The sequence below is a fragment of the Acidobacteriota bacterium genome (assembly GCA_016196065.1).
Classification (GTDB): Bacteria; Acidobacteriota; Terriglobia; order Terriglobales; family Acidobacteriaceae; genus Acidiflorens.
Map to the genome: position 1 here is coordinate 13,407 of JACPYL010000010.1, position 25,115 is coordinate 38,521.

Sequence of the window (25,115 nt, forward strand, 5' to 3'; positions counted from 1 at the left end):
TCGGCCGAGATCAAGTTTCTTCGTCTTTGATTGTTACTTCGCTTGTTCTTTCCCGTGCCGTTAACACGGAACTGGGCTGAATTAGCCGCGATAGATGCCATCTGCCGCGCTGTAAGTTGTTGTAACTACGTTTGCACGAGAGTTCGACTCACACACGCTTCCGCCAATCTCAAGACTCTTAATGTTCGGACGCGGCTCACCGCGTCTCCCGGTGCGAAAGGAGACGAGGCAAGCCTCGTCTCTACGCCTAGAATTTTCTAGGCTCCTTGCGGTTTCTTACTTCTGCGCGACCGTCACAGTGGCCGCTAAGTGCACCGTACCTTTTTGATTGGCTTGCACCGTGACGGATGGTCCGTTGCTGCCGTAGTGGGCCAGGACTGCGGGTTTGGCCCAATCCAGATCCCATCCATTTTCAATGGCGATCACGGTGTATGTGCCGGGGGTTACGTTGTACAACGTGAAGCTGCCATCGAGGTCGGTCTGGTCGCGGTGGAAACGATCGATATTCGCTTCGGGATTGTCCGGGATCAGGACGACCATTGCGCCGGCGAATCCCTTGCCGTTTTGCTTTGCGAATCCATCGATCGTGACCGAGCCTCCGATCAAAGTGGCGGTGACTGACACGGAACTTGCTGCCGGAACATTAAGGCTTCGCCCCGCAATCGCTCCGCCCTCTCCTCTGACACGAGTCACTGTGTAATTGTCATTCGGCGAACCTGCCATCATGTCGTACTTGCCGGGGATGACTTCGCTGAATGTAGCCTCTCCCTTGGCATCGGTTCGCGAGGCGATGACGGCGCCCTGGCTGCTGCGTAGCCCGATCTGGATTGGCGCTGGGAGCGCGTTCGCTCCTGTTAATTCGACCTTCACCTTTACGGTGCTGGTCGAATTGCCGGCAGCCGTGTCCAATTCCTGGCTGTTCGTAAGGTTAGCCGCAATCGGTTCCTTGAGGTGACCGTTCGAATCCGGCATCCGTACCAGATACCGTCCCGTGGCAACGCCGGTCAGCTCAAACATCCCCGGAGAAACCATTTCGAAGTTACCGCCGTCCACTTCTTCGAGGCCATCAAACACGGACCGTTGCAGTTCGGGATAGGCAATGGGCGAGCCGTTATCTCCAGCATGAAAGAGCAGGTGAAGGGCAGGAGTGGGATTCACGTGGATGTCCGCCTCCAGGTGGTCGCCGCCTCGCACCGGAATGGGCGTGGCTTCGTCCGCCTCGGTGGCATCACCGTAAAACGTCACGGGATAGGCGACATCCAGCCCCGGATCAACTTGGACGGGAGAATTCGGACCTTCGCGATTCGAGGGTGGATGCATTGCGTACCACGGTGATGCCTTCACCGATACGAAGTAAGTACCGGAGTCGAGCGGCGTGACTTCGTACCTGCCCAGGTCGTCGGTGACTGTCCCGCGAAAACGGGTAATCCGGCTTACACCGGAGAAACGGCTCTCGCGATACACCATGACTTGTGATTGCCGAACGGGCTCTCCATACTCGTCCAGAACTTTCCCCGACAGCACGGCATTCGGCGCAAGACGCAGCGTGAGATTCCCGGAATCCACGCCTGCCACTCCAGTCACGATTGCCGTCGAATACTGGTCGTGCTGGTTGTACGCGCCAGTGATGAATCCGCGCTTTGCCCCTTGCAGAGCGAACTTCCCAGCCGGAACGTGAAACTCAAAATGCCCGGAGTCCGAACTGATGGTGTTCTGCGTGTTCCGGCGAATTTTCGTGTCTTGAATTGTGAGGCGGGTTCGCGCGAGGGGCACTCCGGTATTTGCGTTGACCACCGTACCGGCAATGCGCCACGAGCCGGTGGGAATCTGCCCGATTTGCGGATCCTGTCCGCAGACGTGGGCGGGATTGCACAGCGATACCCCAGCGATCAGCGCTGCAAGTACCATTCGAGATCGAAAACTACCAGGCATCACTCTTCACTCGATGAAATCAACTGCAAACGCACATGCTCATTCTGGCCACCGGCCACTCGGACCGTCGGACCTTTTCCCGAGTAGGCCTCCATCGCTTCCGGGTTCCGATATTCCAGTTCCGGCTGCGGACGATCAAACGCAAGCACCCGATACGCGCCCGGAGCCAAGGGCGGCGATGAAAATGTTCCATCCGGAGACGCACTCTCCGCGAATTGGCCGCTGCTGTCTGCAGTCGGAATGTAATAAAGGAAAGCCACGGCTCGATTGCTCAAATCGGTGGCGTTGCGAGCACCACTTGACGGAGCGGGGATTCCCTCTACCGTGCCGTTAATCTCCGCGGTATCGTCGCGCATTGTGATTTCAAGCGGAGGCGGAGAGCTGCCACCAGCGACGACCAGCGGTTCATGCAGCAGGTCGACGCTTCCCGAGCGAACCGACGCGACATATCCGCGCGAAGACGTTGCTCGAACCCAATACCGTCCAGGCCACGCATTTTCGATGACCAGGGCCTCGTCGCCATTACGAGTGGGATTTCGTAGCGTGATACCGCCGCTTTGCGCGGTATCGTCAGCCGGCTCGAGAATGACGTTCAAGTAACGTCGAGGGCCTTTCAGGGTGATCGCACGGGTGCCGTTGAACGTGATCGACCCCGAATTGTCGGTCGAAGTAAATTGCTCGTTCACATCTACCCGGATGGAAGCGTTCGGCACGAGCATGAGCGAGGGCCCCCGTACGGCGGCTCCGTTGACGGTAATTGTGGACGTTCCCGCAAGTCCATTTTGTCCATATCCGAGCGCTTCGAGTGTGTAACTTCCGTTAGGAAGCATGCCCTCGATCGCTTGTTCACGATTGTTGTAACCGAGCGAATATCCCGGCCCCCCGCGTCCCAACACGGACACGTTGACGTTGAGTCCCGTGTTAGGCGCCGCGTTCATGACCGGTATGTGGACGGAATAGTAGGGCTTGCGCGCAACGGAAAGGTTGACGGCAGTGGTGATTCCCGGAAATACCTGGATCGTAGCCGCCGAGCCGAAGTCCGGCGAGTTCTGTCCGTACACCGGGGGATAACCGTATAACTGTCCTTGCGGATCAGCGCTCAGCGGATCACGATCGAGCAACTCCCGTGTAAGCACTTTATAAGTGCCGGCGCGAAGCTCGGGAAACCGGAACTCTCCATCCGAACGAGTTTGCGTGCCTCCGACAGCGACCCAGTGCGCGCGCCCGTCCATTACCTGCTCCCGAAAAACCTGCAGAAAGATACTATCGGGAGCTTCGGAATTCGGCAGTGTCACTTTTCCGACGATCACTGCTTCCGGCACGAGGGTCAGGGTCAGGTCTCTGCCTCCGGCAAAAGCATTGCCGTTTTGCGGCAGGAATCCCGGCTTGCGCGCGAAGAAGAATGTTGAAACGTTAGCGGAGTTCTCGGGACCGTCGCCTGCGCGAGTCTCCGGCAACTTGAACTCAAAGCGCCCTTCACTGTCCGTCAGGACGGCGAGTCGCTGGTCCGACGATGAAACCAGCGCCCGGGCGATGGGGGCGCGAGTAACTTTATTGACCACAACTCCGCGAACCACGCCGGCGCTTTCACTGTTGGATAGCTGGGCCGAAGCGCGAGTACTGAGCAAAGTAGCAACCAGCGCCAGAGCAGCCCATGCGATGCGGAGACATCGCGCTCCCTCGATCTGAGACCGGGTGGGGAGGGAGTTGGCCAAGCGTCGTTCTGAATCCATCACAAAAAGTGACTCCAAGGTCTCCTCTATTGTGATGCAAGATTCAGAAAAGTAGAAACCGCGAGGCGTCCGTTTTTTGAATCCGCCGCGATATACTCACGCCCAGAGAACAATGGCCAACATACTGTATGGGGTTAACGGCGAAGGGGCGGGCCATTCCACGCGCGCCAAGGAAGTCATAACTCATCTGCAACAGAAGGGACACGCTGTGCATGTCGTGTCCTTCGATCGTGGGTTTACGAATCTGCGCCGCGACTTCGAAGTCACGGAGATCCACGGCTGGCGGCTTGCCTATGTCAACAACCAGGTCAGATACCAGCGCACCATCGCCAAGAACCTGCTGGGAGCCCGCAAAACTGCGGCCAGCATGGCACTCCTCAAGAAGCTTGGCGAAGAATGGAAAATCGACCTGGTCGTCACGGATTTTGAGCCGCTGTCCTGTCATGAGGGACGTCGCCGCCATGTACCCGTGATCTCGATCGACAATCAACACTGCATCACAAACTTCGACGTTGCCCTCCCGCGCGAGCATCGTGCCGACGCTGCGGCAACGAAGATGGTCGTTCGCATGATGGTTCCGCGCGCGGTTGCTTACCTGGTGACGTCATTTTTTACTGTCAGGGCGAAGCGGCGAAATACTTTCCTGTTTCCCCCGATCCTGCGCGAGAGCGTGCTGCAAGCGAAGCCCACTGCTGGTGAGCAGGTACTGGTGTATGTGACTTCTCCCGCGCCCGCGCTGGCGAAGATACTGGCGGGAGTTCGGTGCCGGTTCGTGGCGTACGGTTTTGGAAAAGAATGGCAGGAAGGAAATGTTTTATACAAAAAGCCGAGCGTCGATGGATTCACGCAGGACCTGATCAACGCGAAGGCCGTCGTCGCCAATGCCGGATTCTCCCTGGTTACAGAGGCTCTTCACCTCGGTAAACCGTACCTCGCGATTCCGGTCGAGCACCAGTTTGAGCAGGTCTTCAATGCGTACTGGCTCGAAAAGGCGGGCTACGGCGCGTTTTGGGAGGAGTTAAATCGGGAGCGAGTGGAAGCCTTCCTCTACAATTTGCCGCACTACCGGGAAAATCTCACGAGCTATCCGCGGCAAGGGAATCAGGCGCTGCTGGCGAAGCTCGACACGCTGATCGCGGAGTATTCTGTGTCCCGTCCTGGCGGAGGGCGGCAAAAGAAATGAACGAAAGTCCTTCCAACCTTCCGCCCGACTTTGAGGACCTGACCAGGCCCACTCTCTTTGAAGAGACGATCGTGGTTGCGAGCCTTGTGCTAGCTGTGCTCTCTCTTCTTTTGTTTACGTGGATTGCAGACAGCATGGAGCACAATCGCACCCAGAGTTTTGATCTGAGCGTGCGTACGGCCGTTCACCAGTATGCGTCCCCAGGATTGACGAAGGCGATGTTCGCGATCACCTTTCTGGGCGGCGACGGGTTGGTGCTGGCTGCATTTGTATCTCTCGGACTCTTTCTCTATTTCCACCGGCGCCGCGCCGCATTGTGGCTGGTCGTCACATTTGCGGGAGCGATCTTTCTGGATCTGGCGCTCAAATATGGTTTTCACCGGGCACGGCCCACGCCCTTCTTTGGGCCGATCCCGCGCACGTACAGTTTCCCCAGCGGGCATTCGCTATTTTCGTTTTGCTTTTATGGAGTGCTCGCGGGACTGCTGGTTGTCAGAATCCGCTCGCGCGCCGCACGCATCGCGATCTGGAGCGCTGCGACTGTCCTGATCCTTGCCATTGGACTATCGCGTATCTATCTCGGCGTGCACTATCCGAGCGACGTGATTGCAGGCTATCTGACGGGTACCCTATGGGTAGCGACCATGGTGTTTCTGGACCGCTGGCGCTCCCGAAGAAAGAGGAACGACGTGAATCGTGCAGTGATGACAACTCTAGTTGTTTGCGTGATCCTATTGTCCGGCCGACACGCATCGGCTCAATCTGGAGTCGAGAAGAATCCCACCGCCCGGGTTGGAACGGTACGCGTCGACGCGGACCCGAAGCACGTCCTGAACTCCTTTGATCCCGATCGCGCGTTGGGAAGTTCCCTCGACGTCTTGTCGCGCGCCGGAATCGACAAAGTTCATTCCCCGCATATCGTGCAGGAATCGCTCTCGGCGGGGTGGGGACCAATCACGTACCGGAACAACACCGAACTCCGCATGGGTGCCTGGCACTGGACTGAAAACGGGACGTGGAGCGACGCAGCCCACCAGAGCGGATACTTTACCGGCAGTACCGACCTCAAGGACCCGACGCGCTACATTCTTGCCTATGCACTGCCTCATCGAGGTTTCGCGACCAGCGGAGACGCTCCCGTGCCCGGGCCCAACCTCAGCTACTGGAAGAGCAATCCCTATCTCACCAGCCGATTTACCGGTGAGAGCGATGCGCTGCACCCGCAATGGGTCGTGGTAGATCTACGCACGCTGCAATCGGTGAATGCCGTCCGCATCGCATGGGAAAGTCCTTACGCGGTGACATATCAAGTCGAATATTGGGAAGGGAAGGACGCTCTCGATTTTGATCGCGGACCAGATGGCCGGTGGAAAGTATTTTCGTCCGGCGCGATCAAAAATTCCACGGGCGGCACGGTCACTCTCAAGCTTTCCGACGCTCCCGTCTCGACGCAATTTGTGCGCGTTCTGATGACCGAGTCATCGAATACTTGCGATCTTCACGGTTCCAGCGACATCCGCAACTGCGTTGGGTACGCGATTCAATCCATCGATGCCGGCACATTGGATGCGGGCGGTGCTTTCACCAACGCCGTGTTGGATGCCAAGGGCAACCTGCAGCCGACTTTCTGTGCGTCTTCGATTGATCCCTGGCACTCCGCCACCGATGCGCGCGACGATGGGAAATACCAGCACACCGGCTTCGATCTCTTCTTTACCAGCGGCATCACCAACAATCTACCGGCGATGATTCCGGTCACCATGCTGTACGGAACTCCTGAAGACGCCGCGGCGCAGATCGCTTACATCGAGAAGCGCGGCTATCCCATCAGCTACATCGAAATGGGCGAGGAGCCCGACGGCAAGCATGCGATGCCTGAAGACTACGCCGCACTTTACCTGCAATGGGCAACCGCTCTCCACAAGGTCGATCCGAAACTGAAACTTGGGGGGCCGATTTTCGAAGGCGTCAACGAAGACATCCGCCTCTGGCCTGACGCACAAGGCCGCACTTCGTGGATGGGCCGCTTCGTTGCCTACCTGAAGTCGCATGGACGCCTTGCCGATCTGTCGTTCGTGTCGTTCGAGCACTATCCCTTTGAGGCCTGCACGGTCAAATGGGAGTCGCTCTATGCTGAGCCGCAGTTGATGAAGCACATCCTGCAGGTCTGGAGAGATGACGGCGTGCCCTCCGATGTTCCACTGATGATCACGGAAGACCACCTAGCCGCCGAACTGACGGGCCCGATGAGTACGATGTTCTCGGCGCTATGGCTTGCCGATAACGTGGGATCTTTTTTTGAAGGCGGCGGCGCTGTCTTCCATCATTCGCCAATTCAGCCGCAAGGGGTGCAAAACAGTTGTCTGGGTTGGGCAAGCTGGTCGAATTTTGTGGCGGACAACGACTACAACATTACCGGATACACGGCTCTGTACTTTGCCGCGCACATGATCAACCTGGAGTGGGTCCAGCATCGCTCCGGCACACACCAGTTGTTTCCGGCCATGACGGATATCAAGGATGAACAGGGAAATGTGCTGGTAACGTCCTACGCTGTCCATCGACCGGACGGGGATTGGTCCCTGATGCTGGTCAATCGCGACCAGAGCAAGGCTCACAATGTGCAGGTGGAGTTTTCGGGAGCCAAGCGGCGGAAATTGTCGTTCTCAGGGCCGGTGAAGGTCACAACTTTCGGTAGCGAGCAATATGTTTGGAAGGATGAGGGTCCCGCCAGCCATGCCGATCCCGACGGACCTCCCATGGCAACGGTAGTCACAGGAAGCCCTCAAGGCACTTTTGTGCTGCCGAAGGCGTCGATCACAGTCCTGCGAGGTAAAGTGGCAGGACTCTGACCGCCGAAGAGGATCGAACTATCCCGCGTGGTGGGAGCGGACTTGCTGCTCCGCGACTAGCCAGTCCTGGCCCGGGTCACCCGGAGTCATTCCGCGCTCCAGGTAGAGTTCATAAGCACGGCGGCGAATTTCCTCTTCGATGTTGTTGACGGCAGGCTTGTTACTCAGTGCCACTTCCTGGCGCGGCTCCGTGACCACTGGTGGAGCGACGGATGTTGCTTTGCGAACGCGTCGTTTGCTGGTTTCACTGTTCTTGATTGCCATAACGTACTCCTTGCATCTCCCTAGATCTAGTAAAGGCCGAAAGTGATCAATAAAATGCATATTACGGCTCTTCTCAACGTTCTTTCGGGCATATTTCGTAGTAATTAATGACTTAAGTATAAACTTCCTGCCTGTGGAAATCACGCAGACACACCACAAACTGCGCTTTTACCTGTACAAACCATCTCGGCAAATGTGCGGGTTCGTACGCGATTGGCCGAACTCAACCCGGAGTACTCCGGTAACTTGTCAGGACTCTAGCGTCACTTCAGGATAAACAGAGGACTGGGCTCCATCTATGTCGTCTTTCGGTAATTCGGGTGCTGCGGCGAAGGCGGCCAAAGACCTCGCCATCGTCCTCAAAGATCTCGAGAAAATGCTTGCGGAATCTCCCAGTCCGGAGAGGGTAAGCGCCAAACTTGCTCAGATTCTGAATGTATCCCGCAATGAGGTTGCGTTGCTGCGGGTAGAAAAAGGAAGCTTGCGTTTCGTGTTTCCGCCCGAACTGCGAGCCGCGGGCGTAATTCCGATGTCGAGTTCGGCGGTCGCCGCGCGCACCGTTGCAACCGGGACGTCCCTACTGTCCAATTCTTTTGCCCGCGTAAAACATGTGAGTTTGTTTGAGTCGGTGAAGTTGGGTGCGTCGGAAGACAACTCCGGCTCCGAGCAGATGCCGATTCAGAAGATCATGTCGGTCCCAGTCGCTCGAGACGGGAAAGTGCTGGGTGCGATTCAGGTTTCGCGCAAAGGCTTGGATTCCTCGCTTGCCGGTACGGATTTTACCAACGATGATTTGAAGCGCCTGGAACAAGCCGCAAACATCATGGCCCAAATGCCCTTCATGCAGGATGGCGCACCGCTCGGGGACGAGGCGAGCTAGGATACCGCACGTTTGCTGCTGTCCTCACAAGGCCTGACCCGCACAAAATCCTGACGCCCACGCCCACTGGAAATTGAACCCCCCGAGCTGTCCCGTGACGTCCACAACTTCTCCAACGAGAAACAATCCGGGAACCTTCTTGCTTTCCATCGTCTTGGCGGAGAGTTCGTCGGTATCGACGCCGCCGGCTGTCACTTCCGCCTTGCCATAACCTTCTGTTCCCGCGGGAAGAATCTTCCATCCGTGGAGTTGACTTTCCGCTTCGGCAAGAGCGAGATCAGAAATACCGCCGAGCGGTTGCACTTCCAGCCAACGGTCCGCGAGCCTTCGCGGAAGAACGTCACGCAAAAGCGATTTCCAGTTCGCCGGGTCCCGGAGTCCGAGTGCATGGAATTCGCGGACCAGGTCGCGTTCCGGTGCAAGATCGAGAACGACGGGTTCGCCACTATCCCAGTAAGACGAAATCTGAAGAATGGCGGGACCGCTGAGTCCACGGTGGGTGAACAGCACTTTTTCGCGGAAAGACTGTTTGCTGCCAGGGACCGAAGCAATGACTTCGGTAGAGACCCCGGCTAAGCCGCTCCACCGTTTGCTGTCCACGTCACTGAACACCAACGGAACCAGCGCCGGACGAGGCTCCTGAATCTTCAGACCAAATTGTCGGGCAAGGTCATATCCGAATGAGGTGGCCCCAATTTTAGGAATCGACAAGCCTCCGGTCGCAACCACGATACGAGGAGCACGCAAGTCTTGCGAATCGGTTCGCACGACAAACCCCTCGACTTTATGTACTTCGCGAATGGTGACGCCCGTTTTGGTTTCGACGCCTGCGTCCCGGCACTCCTGTTCCAGCATGCTGACAATTTCCTGCGCGGACCGGTCGCAGAATAACTGGCCAAGTTTTTTCTCGTGGTAGGCAATGTCGTGTTTCTCGATCAGGGCAATGAAGTCGGCGGGTGTGTAGCGAGCAAGCGCGGACTTCACGAAATGAGGATTCGCCGAAAGAAAGTTCGCCGCGGTCGTGTGCAGGTTCGTAAAATTACAGCGTCCGCCGCCCGAGATCAGGATTTTCTTTCCGATGCGATCGGCGTGCTCCAGGACAAGCACGCGACGGCCACGCTTTCCGGCCTCGATGGCACACATCAGTCCGGCAGCGCCTGCTCCGAGGATGATGGCGTCGTATTGCTGATCCACGCGAACAACAGCTTATCAGGCAAGTTGCGGCAAAACGTGCGCAGGGCGCGATTTCCCGCGTCGCGCGCCTCGAATGTAAAATGTAGTCTCGTTTGTCTATGCGTAACCTGGCCGACACCCTCGCGCAGATCTTCCGTACCTTGTGGGCCCACAAGCTGCGGTCGTTCCTCACCATGTTCGGCATCGCGTGGGGCATTGGATCGCTTTTGCTGCTGGTAGGCCTCGGAGAAGGTTTCCGCTCGGGCAACAAGCGTGAGATGGAGGAATTCGGCAAGGACATAATGTTTCTCTTCCCCGGTCGCGCTCCGGTGGTTGAGGGGAGTATGCAGTCCGCACGTAATTATCATCTGACCTACCAGGACTACCTCGACATCCGCAACGCGCCTTACATCCGCAACGCGACACCGGTCCTGACGCGCGATGACCTGCGCGCAGTGAGTGACTACGCCAGCGCCGCCGGGCAGATCACCGGCATCGAACCACAATTCGCCGACATTCGTTTTCTCCCTCTGAAGCAAGGACGTTGGATCAACGATCTGGACTGCGCGCAGAAGCGCAACGTGATTGTGCTCGGCGATGAAATGTCTCGCAACCTGTTTGTCGGACGTCCGGCCCTGGGCGCGACCATTGTGTTGAACGGACTTCGTTTCGAAGTGATTGGCACGCTCAAGCGCGTGGGGCGCGGCGACAACAACTCCACCAACGCCCGTGGATATATTCCGTACCAGGTCATGGCGATATATTTTCCGCTCAAGTGGGAACAGCAGAAAGGCGCGATCAGCTTCATCAACTACCAGCCTCGAATACGCGCAGAACACACCGAAGCGTTCATGGAAGTGCGCAAGGTTGTAGGCCGGAATCACGGATTCGATTATCGCGACGACAACGCTTTCGAAGGCTGGGACACGATCAAGCAATCGGAAATGGTAGGCGCAATCTTTGATGCCATGAGCGTATTCCTCGGTGGAGTGGGCATGGTCACGCTCGCACTGGGTGCGATCGGCGTGGTTAACATCATGCTCGTGTCCGTCACAGAGCGCACGCGGGAGATTGGCCTCCGAAAGGCGTTGGGCGCGACCAATCGCAGCATTCTTTTTCAGTTTTTTATGGAAGGGATTTTGTTGACGGTGGTCAGTGGACTGATCGGCATGGGATTGTCGGCGGGCATAATGGCAGCCTTGGGCACGATTCAAGGCCCAGGCGGTTTTGATCCGCCGAAGCTAGTAATGAGAACGGCGGTGCTCGCGATCGGATCCCTGACCATCGCAGGAGTGGTTGCCGGACTTTATCCCGCCCGCAAAGCCGCGCTGCTGCAACCAGTGGAAGCTTTGCGGCAGGAATAGTGAATTGACAGAGGTAAGAATAGATCTATGACCCGTGATGTCGTCAGCGAAGCCTGGAATGCGTTGCGCCATAACCAGCGCCGCACTGCGTTGACCATGCTGGGTATGGCCTGGGGTATCGCCACGGTTGTGCTACTGCTCGCTTATGGCAATGGATTTGCCAAGGCCTGCGAGAACATCTTCGCCACCTTTGGCACCAAGACAATGATCATCGTTCCGGGCCGCACGTCCATGCAGGCCGGGGGCGAAAAAGCGGGCGCGAAGTTGCGCTTCACGATGGAAGATGTGGAGCTGCTCAGCTCCAATGTCCCGCAGATCACTCGCATCACCCCGGATGTAGGCAGGGACTTCAGCGTTCAGTACGACACCCGCACCTTTAACTTCAATGTGTCGGGCAGTTACCCCACGGTTGCCCAGATCCGTGTGCTCGATGTTGCGCAAGGCCGTTTTTACAATCTCGAGGACCAGATGCAACGTGCCCGTGTCGCCGTCATTGGTTCCGAGGCGAAAGAAAAACTCTTTTCTGGACGCAACGCTCTTGGCGAACGCATCCGCATCAATGGCCTCAGCTTTGAAGTGATTGGAGTCTTGCAGCCCAAAATGCAGGAAGGCGATAACGACATTAACCGCATTATCTACGTCCCGTTCACCTCCGTTGGCGACCTGACCGATACCCACTACATCGGAGCAATCTGGATCACCTATGAAGTGAATGACTACACAGGCCTGGAGCGCGCCGTCCGGGGCGTGATTGCGCAGCAGCACAAGTTCGATGTCGGGGATCGGCGTGCAGTGCTGGTGTTCAACCTGATGGAACAGGTCCACCAGTTCCAGATCATCACCATGGGCCTGAAAGTTTTGCTGGCGTTCATCGGCACGCTTACGCTCGGCATTGGCGGCGTTGGCCTGATGAATATCATGCTGGTCTCGGTAACGCAGCGTACGCGCGAAATTGGCGTGGAAAAAGCGCTGGGTTCCCGCCGGCGCGATATTTTCATGCAGTTTCTCGCCGAGGCCCTCGCCATCAGCTTCTTCGGCGGAGTCCTGGGAATTCTTCTCGCCTACACCATCTCCATTTCCGTTGGGCGCCTTACGTTGTACAGCGCCCTGGCGAAGCACGCCGAAGCCGGCGACATACGCTTGTTGATCGATCCGGTCACTTTGATCGTCGCGACCATCATCCTTGGAGTCGTCGGGCTGGTAAGCGGAACGATCCCTGCAATCCGTGCGTCCCGGCTCGATCCCATTGAAGCTTTGCGGCACGAATGAGAGCGAGGCCCGCTCATGCACTACCTAACCGCTTGTATGATTGACGCGCACGCGGCGCTAGGCTAACCTCTCTGCGGGGTCGAAGAAAATCGATGCAGCGACGTGAAGTCATCCGGCTTCTCATGGGGACAGCAGCCTTGCCTTTGCTTCCCAGGGAAGTGTTTGCGCTTTTTCAGCAGGTCCACAAAGGCCTTCCCATAACTCCAGCCCTGAAAACTCTGAATTCGCATCAGGATGCCACCGTGACGACGATTGCCGAGTGGATCATTCCGCAAACAGATACTCCGGGCGCAAAGGCAGTTCGAGTTAACGAGTTCATCGACCTGATTCTGTCCGAATGGTATGACGACGAAGACCGCAAAAAATTTCTCGATGGCCTCGCCGACGTGGACGTGAAATCCCACGATTTGTACGGCAAGGATTTTGTCGACTGCCCGATCCCGCAGCAAAAGCACTTGATGACCGTCTTCGATGAGGAACTCACCGAATTGCGCCAGGGGCAACTTCATGCCGCGCGCCGCCGCCGCACTCGCGCCGTGGCCGAGAATTCCTTCTTTTATGCGATGAAGCAATTGACGCTGATGGGGTACTTCACATCGGAAGACGGCGCCAAACAAGCTCTACATTACGAGATCATCCCTTCGCAGCATTCACAGTGTGCTCCGTTGCCAGAAGAAGAGGAGGCTGCGAAATAAGCATGCCGGTGAAAACGTACGACGCCATCGTGATCGGCTCCGGTATCACTGGAGGCTGGGCAGCCAAGGAACTCACCGAGAAGGGCCTGGAAACGTTGGTCCTCGAAGCGGGGCGACCCATCGAGCCCAATAAAGACTACGTCGAGCATGTCCCCGTCTGGCAGAAGAAGTTTCGTGATATGGGGGACCGCAATCGCTTCAACCGGGAGCAACCCGTTCAGCAGAAGTGCGGCGCGCTCGACGAGGTGAACAGCAAGTTCTTCGTCAACGACCAGCAGAATCCCTACACCACGGCGGCCAACAAGCCTTTCCTGTGGATCCGCGGCCGCCAGGTTGGAGGGCGTTCCATTATCTGGGGACGCCAGTCCTATCGCTGGAGTGACCTTGATTTCGAGGCCAACCAGCGCGAAGGAATCGCTGTTGACTGGCCCATTCGATATCAGGACATCGCTCCGTGGTACGACCACGTCGAAGATTTCGCCGGCATTAGCGGCCAGGCGGAAGGACTCCCGCAGCTTCCCGATGGGAAATTTCTTCCTCCGATGGAAATGTCGTGCAGCGAACTCCTCGTCAAGGACGCCATTGCAAAATACTTTCCCGGCGAACGCATGATGACGATCGGCCGCAGCGCGGTGCTCACACGCCCCCATCGCGGGCGTGCTGCCTGTCACTATTGCGGACCGTGTGACCACGGCTGCATCACGAAGTCGTATTTCAGTAGCCTGAATTCCACGCTGCCCGCCGCGCTTGCCACAGGCAAGCTCACCATCCGTCCCCATAGCGTTGTGCACAGCCTGATCTACGATTCCGCGACTCGCAAAGTGACTGGCGTCCGGGTGATCGATGGCCAATCCAAGGCTGCACTTGAATTCCATGGACGGATTGTTTTCCTGAACGCTTCGACGCTGGAGTCCACCCGCATCCTGCTGAATTCCACGACCCCGGAATTTCCCACCGGACTCGCCAATTCCAGCGGCCAGCTTGGGCGCAATCTCATGGACCACACCATGGGCGGCGGAGCGACCGGACGCATCCCCGGCAATGAAGATAAGATTTCGAACGGCCGGCGTCCTAATGGCATCTACGTACCCCGGTTCCGCAACGTGAAGACCAAGCACCCGAATTTCCTGCGCGGATACGGCTTTCAGGGTGGAGGTTATCGCCAGTCGTGGGAACGCGGCAGCGATCTTGCAGGTTTCGGGCCCGAATTCAAGCACACACTGACACACCCCGGTCCATGGATGATGGATTTTTATGGCTTTGGCGAATGCCTGCCTAATCCCGATAACGTTGCCGAACTCGATAAGGAAGTGAAAGACGAGTGGGGTATTCCTGCTTTGAAAATTGCCTGCGCGTGGAGCGACAACGAGCGCGCCCTGCTCAAGGACATGTCGATCGCCGCTGCGGAAATGCTGGCCGCCGCAGGCGCCCGCGACATCATGCCCTTCGTGGAAGACAACCCGCCTGGCCTCACCATCCACGAGATGGGAACGGCGCGCATGGGACGCGATCCCAAAACGTCGGTGCTGAATGCCAACAACCAGGCACACGACGCGAAGAATCTGTTTGTAACGGACGGCGCATGTATGGCGTCGTCGTCATGCGTGAATCCGTCTCTGACCTATATGGCTTTGACCGCGCGAGCGTGTGATTTCGCGGTAGCCTCCATGAAAAAAGGAGAACTCTAGATATGAATCGCCAGAATTGGGATCGTCGCACTTTTGTGGGGAGCCTGGCAGCGGCTGCTCTTCTTGCGCCCCGCCTGACATGGGCCGCTGGTTCCAACCGCGTCGAGAAAATCGGTATACAGCTCTACACCGTGCGCGAGCAGATGAAAACCGACTTCGAAGGTACGCTCGCCAAGGTCGCGGCCATCGGATACAAGGAATTCGAGTTCGCTGGATATTTCGATCACACGCCCCAGCAGGTGCGCGCCCTGCTCGACAAGAACGGCGTCACCGCTCCCGCTGTCCACGTCGACTACAAGAGCCTGGCCGTCGACCGCTTTCCGAAGGTAATCGAAGACAGCAAAGTCATCGGCCACAAATACATCGTGATGCCCTGGATCGACGACGATGTCCGCAAAGACCCCGACGGATGGAAGCGCTCCGCCGAAATCTTCAACCGCTGCGGTGAGGCCTGCAAAAAAGCCGGACTTCAGTTCGCCTATCACAACCACCATTTCGAATTCATCCAGGTTCACGGCAAGTACGCTTACGACATCATCCTCGAAGAGACGGATCCGAAGCTTGTCCAGATGGAAATGGATCTGTGCTGGATGACCATCGCCCGGCAGGATCCGATGGCCTATTTCAAGAAGTACCCGGGCCGGTTCCCGATGGTTCACGTGAAAGACGTAAAAGTCGTGCCACCCGTAGTGACGCCCGGCCAGCCGGTCGATTTTGAAAAAGTCTTCCCGGAGATGACCTCGGTCGGCAACGGTGTCATCAACTGGGCAAAGATTTTCGAGCACTCTAAAGAAGCCGGGATCAAGCATTACTTCGTCGAAGACGACTACCCGAAGGGCGCGGCCTTCGAAGAGATCAAGGCCAGCCACGACTACCTGGATAAACTGCGATGGGCATAATTGCGGCTTAGCGCACTTCGATCAATCCATCTGACGAGACGCGGCTTGTCGTGTCTCGTCGGCATCCGGAAACGCGCCAGACGGACTTCCTTTAACGCGATCATTTTCATTCAGCGAGGTTGTTAGAGAGAAGCCCGTTGCCGGTCCTAACGTCGCAAGAGGAGTAATCCATGTCGAAATTGGATGTGAATCGCCGCGAATTCCTTAAGATCGCCGCTGCAACTAGCGCGGCGCTGGCCGTGCCAAACCTGGCGCAGAGTGCTGTTTCATCCAAGATGATCGGCATCCAGGTGGGAGCAATTTCGTTCATCGATGAAGGCACCGAGAGGGTGCTGGATATCCTTCAGGAACGCGCCTGCGTGAACACCCTGTTTCTTGCGGTGTTTACCTACGGCCGCGGCATCGCCGGAAGGCAGATTCCGGGATACCCGCTGCCCGATCACGGCAAGCAGGAATACGACCTCAACTATCATGGCGGGAATTTCGCTACGCCTCATCCGCAGTATTACAAGAACACTGTAATAAAGCCCGCTCACGCGCCCGACCACGGCGACCTCGACATCCTGGCCGAAGTGCTTCCGGCCGCGAAAAAGCGAGGGCTGAAGGTCATCTGCTGGATGGAAGACGTATTTCGCCCCGATCTGCCGAACATCGACAAAGTGCAGGAGCGGGATCTGTACGGGCGGAATATGGAGACGCTGTGCGTGAATAATCCCGACTACCTGAATTTCTTTACGGGCCTGGTCGAGGACTTCGCGCGCTCCTACGACATCGATGGGATCATGTGGGGATCCGAGCGGCAGGGTGCGCTTTCGGACAGCCTGGGCGCCACCCACGACACACCGCCCATTGATCCAGGAAACGTAACTTGCTTCTGCGAATTTTGTCAGAAGAAAGCGAAAGAACGTGGCATCAATCCCGAACGCGCGAAGCAGGGGTTTCTGGAATTGGAAAAATTTGTTCGCGCGGCACGCAGCGGCAAACGTCCGTCGGACGGTTATTACGTGCAATTCTGGCGGATTCTATTGCGCTATCCCGAACTTGCTGCCTGGGAGATGCTCTTCACCGATAGCCTACGTGAGACCTATGCCGCACTCTACAAGACTGTAAAGACGGCCAAGCCGGCGGTTCCGGTGGGTTGGCACATATGGCACAACACTTCCTTCAATCCCATATACCGCGCGGAACAGGACTGGCAGGAACTCTCAAAGTATTCCGACTTCATCAAAGTCGTGATGTACAACAACTGCGGCGGCGAGCGAATGGCACTTTACGTTGACAACCTCGGCTCAACCCTCTTCGGGGACCTCACGAAACAGCAATTCACGGAGTTTAACAACGAGGTCATGGGCTTCAAGGAACGTGGCTACGACCAGATTCCGTATACAGGGCTGTCGGCCGACTACGTCACGCAGGAAACAAAGCGGGCACTGGCGGGAGTTGCCGGCACGAAAACTCAGATATGGGCCGGCCTTGATGTGGACATCCCGACTGAGGCTCCTAACAGCAAGCGCACGCGGCAAAGCGTGAAGGATGCCGTGACGGCGGCCCTCAGCGCGGGTGCGCCCGGCGTGATCTTGTCGCGCAAGTATTCCGAGATGCGGCTCGCCAACCTGAGCGGCGCGGGAGACGCAATTCGCGAACTGAAGCTATCCAGCTAAGGGATGCGCAATCGAACGCGTTCTACACGAGCGGCTGCTCCGGGTTGTAATTGTGGCGCAGGGTGAGCGAGCCATCCGCATTGACCTTCTGCCGGCATGCCCAGCGCAGCGGATAACGTACGCCCTTGACCTCGAGTTCGGCTTTCAACCGCAACCCTTCCGGTCGAACGCCCGCGGGCAGCATCAGCATCGCTTGATGAACGCCAGTCGGCTTCGGATACCCAGCGTCAACGCAACCGGAAACATTGATCTTGCCATCCTCGCTGAACACGCTGAGGCGAAGCACTCCCGGCACGGGTGAGATGCCGTCGTTCGCGAGCCCGAGCACGAGTCCGGCAACTCCGTCACGCTTGAACGTCCAAATGAACGACGGCCGAACCCGATAGCCGATTTGGCGAGCCATTTCATCGATCGGCCCAGGGAACTTGTCGTAGTAGCTCAAGATGTTGCCGACAGTCTGGTTGTGCCAACTCCAAAGCGACAGGTAGTTCACACCGACGTCGGCTGCGTGGGAGATGATCTGCTCGTTGTAAGTAATTCCGTCTTCGTCAATCTGTAATTCCTTGGGATCGCCGGTAGTGAAACCAACTTCACAGATTGCAGCGGCCCAGGGAGGGCGGTAGGACAGTGCTTCGATTTGCGTGTTCTCAATGAAAATAGTGTCGGTGCGCAGCCAGTTGCCGGTGCGCAGCGTGCGATCGACTAGGTCGGAGTTGCCAACATTACTGAAGTCGGGCTGGGTGTTCGTAGCCAGCGGAACTTTGGTCCAGTGCTCGAGTTGCGTCTCAAACATAGAGGCCCAAGTCTGCTCCGCAACCAACGGGCTGGCGAAAGGATTGCCCTCGTAGGGCCAAGTGTGCCCTTCGCCCCAAAATCCGTACATCATCGTGTCCATGAACTCGACCAGCGGGTGACCGTTGAATTCAGCGGCCAACAGTCCATTCAATTCGCGAAACGCTGCTTGATACGCGGGGTGATCGTATTGCGGTACGCGATTGTCTTTTTTGTATCGCATCTCCGCAGGGTTGCCCTTCCACTCCCCTTTGAGTTTGACGTAGGGAACCTTGTTGATAAGAAAATCCGGCATCCCCGGCTCAGGGACGTCAGGGTTCTCCAACTGCACTCGGAATCCGATGCGCTTGTTATAGCGGCGGGCAAGATCGAACGTGATCTTCCATGATTCCGAGAAGTCGAGGCGGCCTGATTGCTTCTGGACATCGCGCCAGTTTGGACGGATGTAAATCTTCTGAGCGAAGGGCAGCTTGATCAGGTCCTCAAGCGTGCGTTCCAGCGTTTGTCCGGCGACGTGAAGCGGTCCTGTGTCGTCGGAAGCATAGACGACAAGGCCCATGCCGTAATTGCTGACGATGTCCTTGGATGGCGAAGTGACCATCCAGACCTCGCTCTCAGGCACAACCGCTGCTGGACCATACTGCGGGAACGGGCCTTGATACAGCCGGTCCGGCACCGCAGGCCCCGATCCCCAATCGTACTTGTCCCAGTTGTGTTCCGGCGTGTAAGCGTTGGCGGTGGCCTGGCACAAGCCAGCAGTGATTCCAGTGGCGGCAGCAGACTGCAAGAACCTGCGTCGATTCATTTCCGCTCCTCGCACAGCAAGTATTGAATGGCGACTGTTTGCTAACGAAGATAATAGATCATAATCGAAACAAAAGGAAAGGAAAGGAAGGAGGGGTGGAACTCATGCAATTCGCGAGTTGATGTGCACCGTCGGAATGGTGCGCGAAACTAGTCCAGGGGCGACGTCGAAACCCTCCAAGGCCAGCCCCCGTCCGGTTGGGTAGTCGGTGGCAGCTTGAAATGCTTGCTCAGCTTTTCGCGGAGCTGGAGTCGCGCGCGTAACAGGCGGGATTTCACCGCAGTCTGTTCGATGCCTAGAACCGATGCAGTTTCTTTGATCGACAGGCCCTCGATGTCGCGAAGCACAAAAGTGATGCGAATCGCGGGCAGTAGTCCGCCTAAGGCTTTGCGGAGAATCTCCTGCAGTTCCGCACGGCTGTAAAGTTGCTCCGGGTTGGGAGACCAGTCCGCGACATCCATCGGAGTGTGTTCCCCATCTTGACTCTCGTATTCCAGTGGGATTTCGTATTTGTAGCGCTGCCTCCGTATCTTCATGATCGATTCATTCAGCGCAATGCGGATCAGCCAAGTTGAGAATTTCGAGTTCCCCTGAAATTGATCGAGTTTTTGAAACACCTTGAGGAATGTTTCCTGCACGGCTTCTTGCGCGTCTTCCAGATTGTTGGTTACTTGCTGGGCAATTCTCAGGAGCCTGCAGTCATATCGCCGCACTAACTCTTCAAATGCGGCTATGTCGCCGTTCCTGGTTGACTCGACCAGTTGCAGATCTGGATCAAAGTGATCGCGAGTTGATGATCTAGTTTCTTCAAGCACGGCAGATTCCATATGAGCCTCAGTGTGCTACCCGCCCGGGATCAAATCCTGAATGTGTACCCGATGCGAGTCCTCTCCCCTTCGAGGAGCATGGGTTGATCGATGGCCAAGTTTCAGGCTATCGAGAACGGGTGTCGCCCCCGGTGCCTTCCCGAGCACCGTCCCATGCCCCTCCCAATACCACGGCGTTGGTGGATCGTCTGGCATATTCGCTATATGACGCGGCTGGAAGCAAAGGGTCAATTCACCCCGACTTTTTTGCGAATAGTCTGTGCCTTTCCAGCTAAGCGATTTATTTTCATAAAATTAAGACAAGACATATCCCCTGAATCGGTCGGGTTGAATCGTGCTAGACTGCCAGCCGACGCGAGGAGCGCAATGGAAAAGTGGCGGAGCACTTCGGTCTTGCGATTTGGGACCTACGAAGTCGATCCGCATGCTGGCGAGTTGCGTAAAGGCGGCGTCAGAATCAAGGTCCAGCAGCAACCCCTCAAACTTCTGGAAATATTGTTGGAGCATCCCGGAGAGGTTGTTACTCGGGAGGAATTACGCTCCCGCGTTTGGCCGGAAGAAAGTTTCGGGGACTTCGATCAGGCCGTCAACGTCGCGATCGCGAAACTACGGGGTGCTCTCGGTGACTCCGCCGACAATCCCCGCTTTATCGAGACCATTCCCCGCCGCGGCTACCGATTTCTCGCTGAAGTTTCCGTGCTGCACGGGGACGCCGGAAAGCCCGGCGAAGACTCCCCGCGGAATGATGCCGGGGTCGCTGCGCCAGCTACACCGCAAACCTCTTCCCCCAAACTGAATTGGAAGTTCATCGGAGTCGCACTCGTTCTATTGGCTCTCCTCGCGGTCGCGATCATGCGTTGGCGCGACCGTTCCGCAACGAATGCTTTGTCGAGCCCCATTCGATCACTGGCTGTCCTTCCGCTGGAAAATCTTTCCGGCGATACGCAGGATTATTTTGCCGATGGAATGACCGATGAACTCATCACCGACTTGGCCCAGATCAGCGCCCTGCGAGTGATCTCCCGTACTTCGGTGATGCCTTACAAAGGGGCGCGACGGCCCTTGCCCGTGATCGCGCGAGAGCTGAATGTAGACGCTATCGTCGAGGGTACTGTCCTTCATTCGGGCAACCAGGTTCGGATTACAGCGCAGCTTATCCAAGCGTCTACTGACAAGCATCTGTGGGCTGAGAGCTACCAGGGCGACTTGCGCAACACTTTGTCGCTGCAAAAACAGGTGGCGAGTGCGATCGCCGACCAGATCCGGATTGAATTGACCCCCAACGAACAAGCAGCACTGAGAAGCACGAAAGCGGTTGATCCCGAAGCGTACGAAGACTACCTGAAAGGACGTTTCTTCTTTAACAAGCGGAATAGTAACGAGAAAGCGCAATCGTTCTTTCAGCAGGCGATCGAAAAGGATCCGAACTATGCTCCCCCGTATACCGGCCTCGCGGACATCGCCCAGCTCGCCGATAACCCTCGCCTGGCGCGGGAAGCGTTGCAAAAAGCGCTCGATCTGGACAGCGGACTTGCTGAAGCGCACAACTCCCTGGGGGAATTGCTGTACCGCTTCGACAGGGACTGGACTGGCGCCGAGAAAGAATTCAAGCGTGCTCTTCAACTCAATCCCGGCTATGCGCCGGCGCACCACTGGTATTCCATGTACCTGTCCTTTATGGGCCGAAAGCCGGAGGCACTTGCCGAGGCCGAAAAAGCCGTGGAACTGGATCCGTTGTCGCCAGTTGTCGGCGCGAACCTGGCAAAAATCTTGCAGGAAAACGGAGAGTACGACAAAGCTTTCGACCGGGCGAAGAAGACTTTGGAGATTGATCCCAACTCCGCCGTAACCCATGCCGTACTTGGCATGTGGTACGAAGACAAGAAAATCTATCCCGAGGCGATCCGCGAGTATAAGCTCGCACTGCAATTGGGCGGCGAATCGTCGGAGATGCACGGTCTTCTTGGATATGCCTATGCCGTGGCAGGAGATCGCGGCAACGCGGAACTAGCGATTCGTGACCTCAAGCAGCTTTGGCCGGAACGATCGCGAGCCGCACTGGACTTGGCAACGATTTATTCCGGGCTAGGCCAAAAGGGTGAGGCAGTTTACTGGCTGGGAAAGGCCAACGAGAAGGATGTGGGCGACTTAATCTCAATTGGGCAAAGCCATCGTTTTGCCGCGCTGCATGGTGATTCACGATTTCGAGCGCTTGTTAAGCAGGTCGGGGCTCCGAAATAGTGTCCCGGCGTGCTGATTTGGCCATTTTGGGGCCGACGGGCCCACCTATCCTCTTGACCCACCCCCCGGCCCGAGGGATAATTTCCGCCTTAGTTTTCTGTCCTAAAAGCGGCATCCCCAGCCGACTTCCCAGGAGTTCCACGTGACCGAAGAAATCAAGCGAATTGGCGACTACGAAATTCTTTCTGAGCTAGGCGCAGGCGGAATGGGCCGGGTATACAAGGTCCGCAACACGATTTCGGACCGTATCGAGGCCATGAAGATCCTGTTGCCCGACTTGGCTGGACGCCAGGAACTCGCTGCTCGTTTTCTTCGCGAAATCAAGCTTCTGGCCAGCCTGAACCATCCCAACATCGCGCAGCTGCGCACCGCCTTCACCAACGAAAACCAGTTGGTGATGATCATGGAGTACGTCGAAGGCGTGTCGATGGCGACTCACCTGTCGGGCGCGCCGATTTCGGTTGCCGACGCGATCAATTACATCGATCAGGTTTTGAACGCGCTCGGCTACGCGCATGAGCATAACGTCATCCATCGCGATATCAAGCCCGGCAACATGATGCTCACTCCGCAGGGGCTCGTGAAGGTGATGGATTTCGGGATCGCCCGCTCGGATTCGGATCGCACGCTCACCCAGGCTGGGACAAGTCTGGGCACCGTGAATTACATGTCGCCAGAACAGGTGAAAGGCGAGGCCACCGATCCGCGCTCCGATATTTATTCCGTCGGCGTCTGTCTGTACGAGATGGTGACTGGCAAGAAGCCGTTTAATTCCGGCAGCGACTATTCGATTATGGCGGCGCACGTGAACGAAGTGCCCCGGCCCCCGGTGGAGTTTCAACCGGAACTTCCGCCTGCGCTGAATCAGATCATCTTGATCGCAATCGCTAAAGAACCAGCCCGGCGCTTCCAGACGGCAACCGCATTTCGCAACGCACTGAACAATGTGCGGGGAACGTCTGCTGTGGCGGACGTCCAGGCGCCTGCGTTCGCTCCGACGGGGGATGCGACCGCGACCATGGGCCGCCCGGCATCGCCTGCGACTTCGGTGAGCCAGATTGCCTCTTTCGCGGCTGCGGTGCCCGCCGGAACGCAAGTGGCAGCGACTCCAAGCATTCCAATTCCGCCTCCAGCCCCGGCCAGTCACCGTGGCCTGTACATGACGCTCGGAGCGCTTATCGTACTTGCGGGCTTGGTATTTGCCGGAATCTACCTCCCTAAACGGGGGAAGGCCGACGATCAGGCGCAAAAAGCCGTCGCGGCCCCGGCGCCCGCTCCGGTTGAACCCGCCCCTGCACCCGTCGTGGAAAACCCAGTGCCAGAGGCCCCTGTCGTCCTTGCCAAAGGTGGTGGCAAGATGCACTCCAAGCAGGGAAGCGAAGACACGACCGCGAAGCAACTGGACGAGCTTCGCGACGAGATCGACCATCTCGCCGCCCGTGCTGCCTCTGTCAATGCCAGCCTCGATCGTCTCAAGCAGCAGCAGGCTGCTGCCGGATACGGACTGCGCGGCGATATGGCCGAGCGCGAGGAGAGTATGAAGATCAACCTCTCGCGCGCTCAGGACGCCGCCGAGCACAATGATCTCGCTAAGGCGCAGAAATACTATGACCGCACCACGGCCGACCTCGAGGCCCTCGAGCATTTTGTCGGACGTTAAGCAGCTCTCTTGACAACAGCGGCTCGCGCCGCTTACAAGGGTGTGCGAAACGAAACCGGTTTCATTACCGGTTTCCAAGAAGGGGATCGGCTACCGCTCCTCGCCTGCGGTATGCAATATGACCCACTTTCTGCGTGACATCCTTCGCCAGCCACTCGAACTACAACGAGCGGTTGATCACTTGTCAGGTCCCGGAAACGCCACACTACAGCAAGCCGCAACCGTGGTACGCGGCGCTCGCCACGTCTTTCTAACCGGCATCGGTAGCAGTTGGCACGCGGCGCTGGCCGCAGCGCCATTGTTTTATCGCGGAAGGTGTCCGGTGTATCTGCGCGACGTCGCAGAGTTGTTGTACGGCGCGGAGTTTCCCCGCGATTCGGTAGTTGTTGCGATCTCCCGCAGCGGACGCACCACGGAGATCGTGAGCTTGCTGGCAAAGGCCAGGGAAGCTGCGATCCCCGTGATCGGCGTGACCAACGCAGCAGAGGGACCCCTTGCCGCCCAGGCGCAGATCCCGCTCGTCATTCCTGCCGAGCCTGACCACGCGATCTCGGTGAACACTTACTCCACGCTCGCGACCGCCGTGGGGGCACTGGCAGCAGCCACGGTCGATCAATTCAGTGCTGGGCTGGCGGATGCCATCAAATCCGGAATTGCGCAGACGGAGCGCGATATCCCCGGCTGGCAGCGGCAAATAGAGAACACCGCATGGCTCTCGCCCGGCGCCACAGTCTATTTTCTGGCACGCGGATGCAGTCTCGGCACAGCCCATGAGGCTCGTCTACTCTGGGAAGAAGGCGCGAAATCACCCGCCACCGCCATGAGCGCGAGCAGTTTCCGCCACGGCCCGCAGGAGATCTTCACCAAGACGACCCGCTTTGCACTCTGGATCGACGGCCATCGCATGCGTGAGGCAGACTTGGCGGTCGCGCGCGACCTGAAGAAACTTGGCGCGCCAGTCCTGCTGGTGGGCCAGAATCTGCCAGCGGACGCGGCCGATCTGGTTTTTCAAATCCCGCAGATGCCGCCAGATTGGCAGTTTATAGTCGATGCGATCCCTGCCCAGCTTGCTGCTGAACGATTGGCGCGATTGGCTGGAGTGGATTCCGACTCGTTCCGCCTCTGCTCTTATGTCGTGGAAGATGAATTCGGATTGTTGCCCGCAGAAGTCAGTGCGCCGAAGGATGCGAAATAAGG

18 protein-coding genes are annotated in these 25,115 nt (G+C 57.4%); 12 read left to right on the forward strand and 6 right to left on the reverse strand.

The annotated features are described in order from the left end of the window. Nucleotides 1–276: 276 nt before the first annotated feature. Together HY010_03575 and HY010_03580 are read right to left on the reverse strand one after the other, a co-directional pair. Nucleotides 277–1,908, reverse strand: coding sequence for a carboxypeptidase regulatory-like domain-containing protein (locus HY010_03575; protein ID MBI3474785.1), 1,632 nt, complete (start codon nucleotides 1,906–1,908; stop codon nucleotides 277–279). A 23-nt stretch (nucleotides 1,909–1,931) separates the two neighbouring features. After that, entirely contained in the window at nucleotides 1,932–3,665 is a 1,734-nt protein-coding gene (locus HY010_03580; GenBank protein ID MBI3474786.1) for a hypothetical protein, read from the reverse strand. Nucleotides 3,666–3,777: 112 nt separating this feature from the next. Here HY010_03580 and HY010_03585 point away from each other — a divergent pair, with 112 nt between their 5' ends. Both HY010_03585 and HY010_03590 read left to right on the forward strand, forming a co-directional pair. Further along, the gene (locus HY010_03585) at nucleotides 3,778–4,848 is read left to right on the forward strand and encodes a UDP-glucuronosyltransferase (GenBank protein ID MBI3474787.1); all 1,071 of its coding nucleotides are present in this window, start codon (nucleotides 3,778–3,780) and stop codon (nucleotides 4,846–4,848) included. Next, complete coding sequence (locus HY010_03590; GenBank protein ID MBI3474788.1) at nucleotides 4,845–7,700, forward strand: phosphatase PAP2 family protein; 2,856 nt, start codon at nucleotides 4,845–4,847, stop codon at nucleotides 7,698–7,700. The genes HY010_03585 and HY010_03590 overlap by 4 nt, the downstream gene beginning before the upstream one ends. 18 nt (nucleotides 7,701–7,718) lie before the next feature. Here the strand turns inward: HY010_03590 and HY010_03595 are convergent, their stop codons facing one another. Further along, nucleotides 7,719–7,964, reverse strand: coding sequence for a DUF2934 domain-containing protein (locus tag HY010_03595; GenBank protein ID MBI3474789.1), 246 nt, complete (start codon nucleotides 7,962–7,964; stop codon nucleotides 7,719–7,721). A gap of 298 nt (nucleotides 7,965–8,262) precedes the next feature. On the opposite strand from HY010_03595, the gene HY010_03600 reads away from it, so the two are divergent. Beyond that, nucleotides 8,263–8,844 (forward strand): GAF domain-containing protein, encoded by a 582-nt coding sequence (locus HY010_03600; protein MBI3474790.1) that lies wholly within the window; start codon nucleotides 8,263–8,265, stop codon nucleotides 8,842–8,844. A 24-nt stretch (nucleotides 8,845–8,868) separates the two neighbouring features. Here the strand turns inward: HY010_03600 and HY010_03605 are convergent, their stop codons facing one another. Then, nucleotides 8,869–9,987 carry an NAD(P)/FAD-dependent oxidoreductase gene (locus tag HY010_03605; protein MBI3474791.1) on the reverse strand — a complete coding sequence of 373 codons (1,119 nt, stop codon included), beginning with the start codon at nucleotides 9,985–9,987 and terminating at the stop codon, nucleotides 8,869–8,871. 149 nt (nucleotides 9,988–10,136) lie between these two features. Here HY010_03605 and HY010_03610 point away from each other — a divergent pair, with 149 nt between their 5' ends. The 6 genes from HY010_03610 (at nucleotide 10,137) to HY010_03635 (ending at nucleotide 17,593) form a co-directional block, all read left to right on the forward strand. Beyond that, a complete protein-coding gene (locus tag HY010_03610) occupies nucleotides 10,137–11,381 on the forward strand; it encodes an ABC transporter permease (GenBank protein ID MBI3474792.1) in 1,245 nt (414 codons plus the stop codon). Nucleotides 11,382–11,408: 27 nt separating this feature from the next. Beyond that, on the forward strand, nucleotides 11,409–12,650 hold the full coding sequence (locus HY010_03615) for an ABC transporter permease (protein MBI3474793.1): 1,242 nt from the start codon (nucleotides 11,409–11,411) through the stop codon (nucleotides 12,648–12,650). 92 nt (nucleotides 12,651–12,742) lie between these two features. After that, nucleotides 12,743–13,345 carry a gluconate 2-dehydrogenase subunit 3 family protein gene (locus tag HY010_03620; GenBank protein MBI3474794.1) on the forward strand — a complete coding sequence of 201 codons (603 nt, stop codon included), beginning with the start codon at nucleotides 12,743–12,745 and terminating at the stop codon, nucleotides 13,343–13,345. 2 nt (nucleotides 13,346–13,347) lie between these two features. Then, nucleotides 13,348–15,033 carry a GMC family oxidoreductase gene (locus HY010_03625; GenBank protein MBI3474795.1) on the forward strand — a complete coding sequence of 562 codons (1,686 nt, stop codon included), beginning with the start codon at nucleotides 13,348–13,350 and terminating at the stop codon, nucleotides 15,031–15,033. A 2-nt stretch (nucleotides 15,034–15,035) separates the two neighbouring features. Beyond that, nucleotides 15,036–15,932 carry a sugar phosphate isomerase/epimerase gene (locus HY010_03630; protein MBI3474796.1) on the forward strand — a complete coding sequence of 299 codons (897 nt, stop codon included), beginning with the start codon at nucleotides 15,036–15,038 and terminating at the stop codon, nucleotides 15,930–15,932. Nucleotides 15,933–16,102: 170 nt separating this feature from the next. After that, the gene (locus HY010_03635) at nucleotides 16,103–17,593 is read left to right on the forward strand and encodes a twin-arginine translocation signal domain-containing protein (protein MBI3474797.1); all 1,491 of its coding nucleotides are present in this window, start codon (nucleotides 16,103–16,105) and stop codon (nucleotides 17,591–17,593) included. 22 nt (nucleotides 17,594–17,615) lie between these two features. Here the strand turns inward: HY010_03635 and HY010_03640 are convergent, their stop codons facing one another. Both HY010_03640 and HY010_03645 read right to left on the reverse strand, forming a co-directional pair. Continuing rightward, nucleotides 17,616–19,190 carry a hypothetical protein gene (locus HY010_03640; GenBank protein ID MBI3474798.1) on the reverse strand — a complete coding sequence of 525 codons (1,575 nt, stop codon included), beginning with the start codon at nucleotides 19,188–19,190 and terminating at the stop codon, nucleotides 17,616–17,618. Between the two features lie 149 nt (nucleotides 19,191–19,339). After that, a complete protein-coding gene (locus HY010_03645) occupies nucleotides 19,340–20,017 on the reverse strand; it encodes a sigma-70 family RNA polymerase sigma factor (GenBank protein ID MBI3474799.1) in 678 nt (225 codons plus the stop codon). A gap of 366 nt (nucleotides 20,018–20,383) precedes the next feature. Here HY010_03645 and HY010_03650 point away from each other — a divergent pair, with 366 nt between their 5' ends. The 3 genes from HY010_03650 to HY010_03660 all read left to right on the forward strand — a co-directional run bounded on the left by HY010_03650 (nucleotide 20,384) and on the right by HY010_03660 (nucleotide 25,113). After that, nucleotides 20,384–22,258 carry a winged helix-turn-helix domain-containing protein gene (locus HY010_03650; GenBank protein ID MBI3474800.1) on the forward strand — a complete coding sequence of 625 codons (1,875 nt, stop codon included), beginning with the start codon at nucleotides 20,384–20,386 and terminating at the stop codon, nucleotides 22,256–22,258. 142 nt (nucleotides 22,259–22,400) lie between these two features. Then, entirely contained in the window at nucleotides 22,401–23,918 is a 1,518-nt protein-coding gene (locus HY010_03655) for a serine/threonine protein kinase (protein ID MBI3474801.1), read from the forward strand. Nucleotides 23,919–24,036: 118 nt separating this feature from the next. After that, a complete protein-coding gene (locus HY010_03660) occupies nucleotides 24,037–25,113 on the forward strand; it encodes an SIS domain-containing protein (GenBank protein ID MBI3474802.1) in 1,077 nt (358 codons plus the stop codon). Nucleotides 25,114–25,115: the final 2 nt, after the last annotated feature.

Bases quoted from the DNA above. Each gene is read 5' to 3' on its own strand.
- HY010_03590 (MBI3474788.1), top strand. From the start codon at position 4,845: ATGAACGAAAGTCCTTCCAACCTTCCGCCCGACTTTGAGGACCTGACC.
- HY010_03595 (MBI3474789.1), bottom strand. From the start codon at position 7,964: ATGGCAATCAAGAACAGTGAAACCAGCAAACGACGCGTTCGCAAAGCA.
- HY010_03645 (MBI3474799.1), bottom strand. From the start codon at position 20,017: ATGGAATCTGCCGTGCTTGAAGAAACTAGATCATCAACTCGCGATCAC.
- HY010_03575 (MBI3474785.1), bottom strand. From the start codon at position 1,908: ATGGTACTTGCAGCGCTGATCGCTGGGGTATCGCTGTGCAATCCCGCC.
- HY010_03635 (MBI3474797.1), top strand. From the start codon at position 16,103: ATGTCGAAATTGGATGTGAATCGCCGCGAATTCCTTAAGATCGCCGCT.
- HY010_03585 (MBI3474787.1), top strand. From the start codon at position 3,778: ATGGCCAACATACTGTATGGGGTTAACGGCGAAGGGGCGGGCCATTCC.
- HY010_03600 (MBI3474790.1), top strand. From the start codon at position 8,263: ATGTCGTCTTTCGGTAATTCGGGTGCTGCGGCGAAGGCGGCCAAAGAC.
- HY010_03630 (MBI3474796.1), top strand. From the start codon at position 15,036: ATGAATCGCCAGAATTGGGATCGTCGCACTTTTGTGGGGAGCCTGGCA.
- HY010_03610 (MBI3474792.1), top strand. From the start codon at position 10,137: ATGCGTAACCTGGCCGACACCCTCGCGCAGATCTTCCGTACCTTGTGG.
- HY010_03650 (MBI3474800.1), top strand. From the start codon at position 20,384: ATGGAAAAGTGGCGGAGCACTTCGGTCTTGCGATTTGGGACCTACGAA.
- HY010_03620 (MBI3474794.1), top strand. From the start codon at position 12,743: ATGCAGCGACGTGAAGTCATCCGGCTTCTCATGGGGACAGCAGCCTTG.
- HY010_03605 (MBI3474791.1), bottom strand. From the start codon at position 9,987: ATGTGTGCCATCGAGGCCGGAAAGCGTGGCCGTCGCGTGCTTGTCCTG.
- HY010_03640 (MBI3474798.1), bottom strand. From the start codon at position 19,190: ATGAATCGACGCAGGTTCTTGCAGTCTGCTGCCGCCACTGGAATCACT.
- HY010_03580 (MBI3474786.1), bottom strand. From the start codon at position 3,665: ATGGATTCAGAACGACGCTTGGCCAACTCCCTCCCCACCCGGTCTCAG.
- HY010_03615 (MBI3474793.1), top strand. From the start codon at position 11,409: ATGACCCGTGATGTCGTCAGCGAAGCCTGGAATGCGTTGCGCCATAAC.
- HY010_03660 (MBI3474802.1), top strand. From the start codon at position 24,037: ATGACCCACTTTCTGCGTGACATCCTTCGCCAGCCACTCGAACTACAA.
- HY010_03625 (MBI3474795.1), top strand. From the start codon at position 13,348: ATGCCGGTGAAAACGTACGACGCCATCGTGATCGGCTCCGGTATCACT.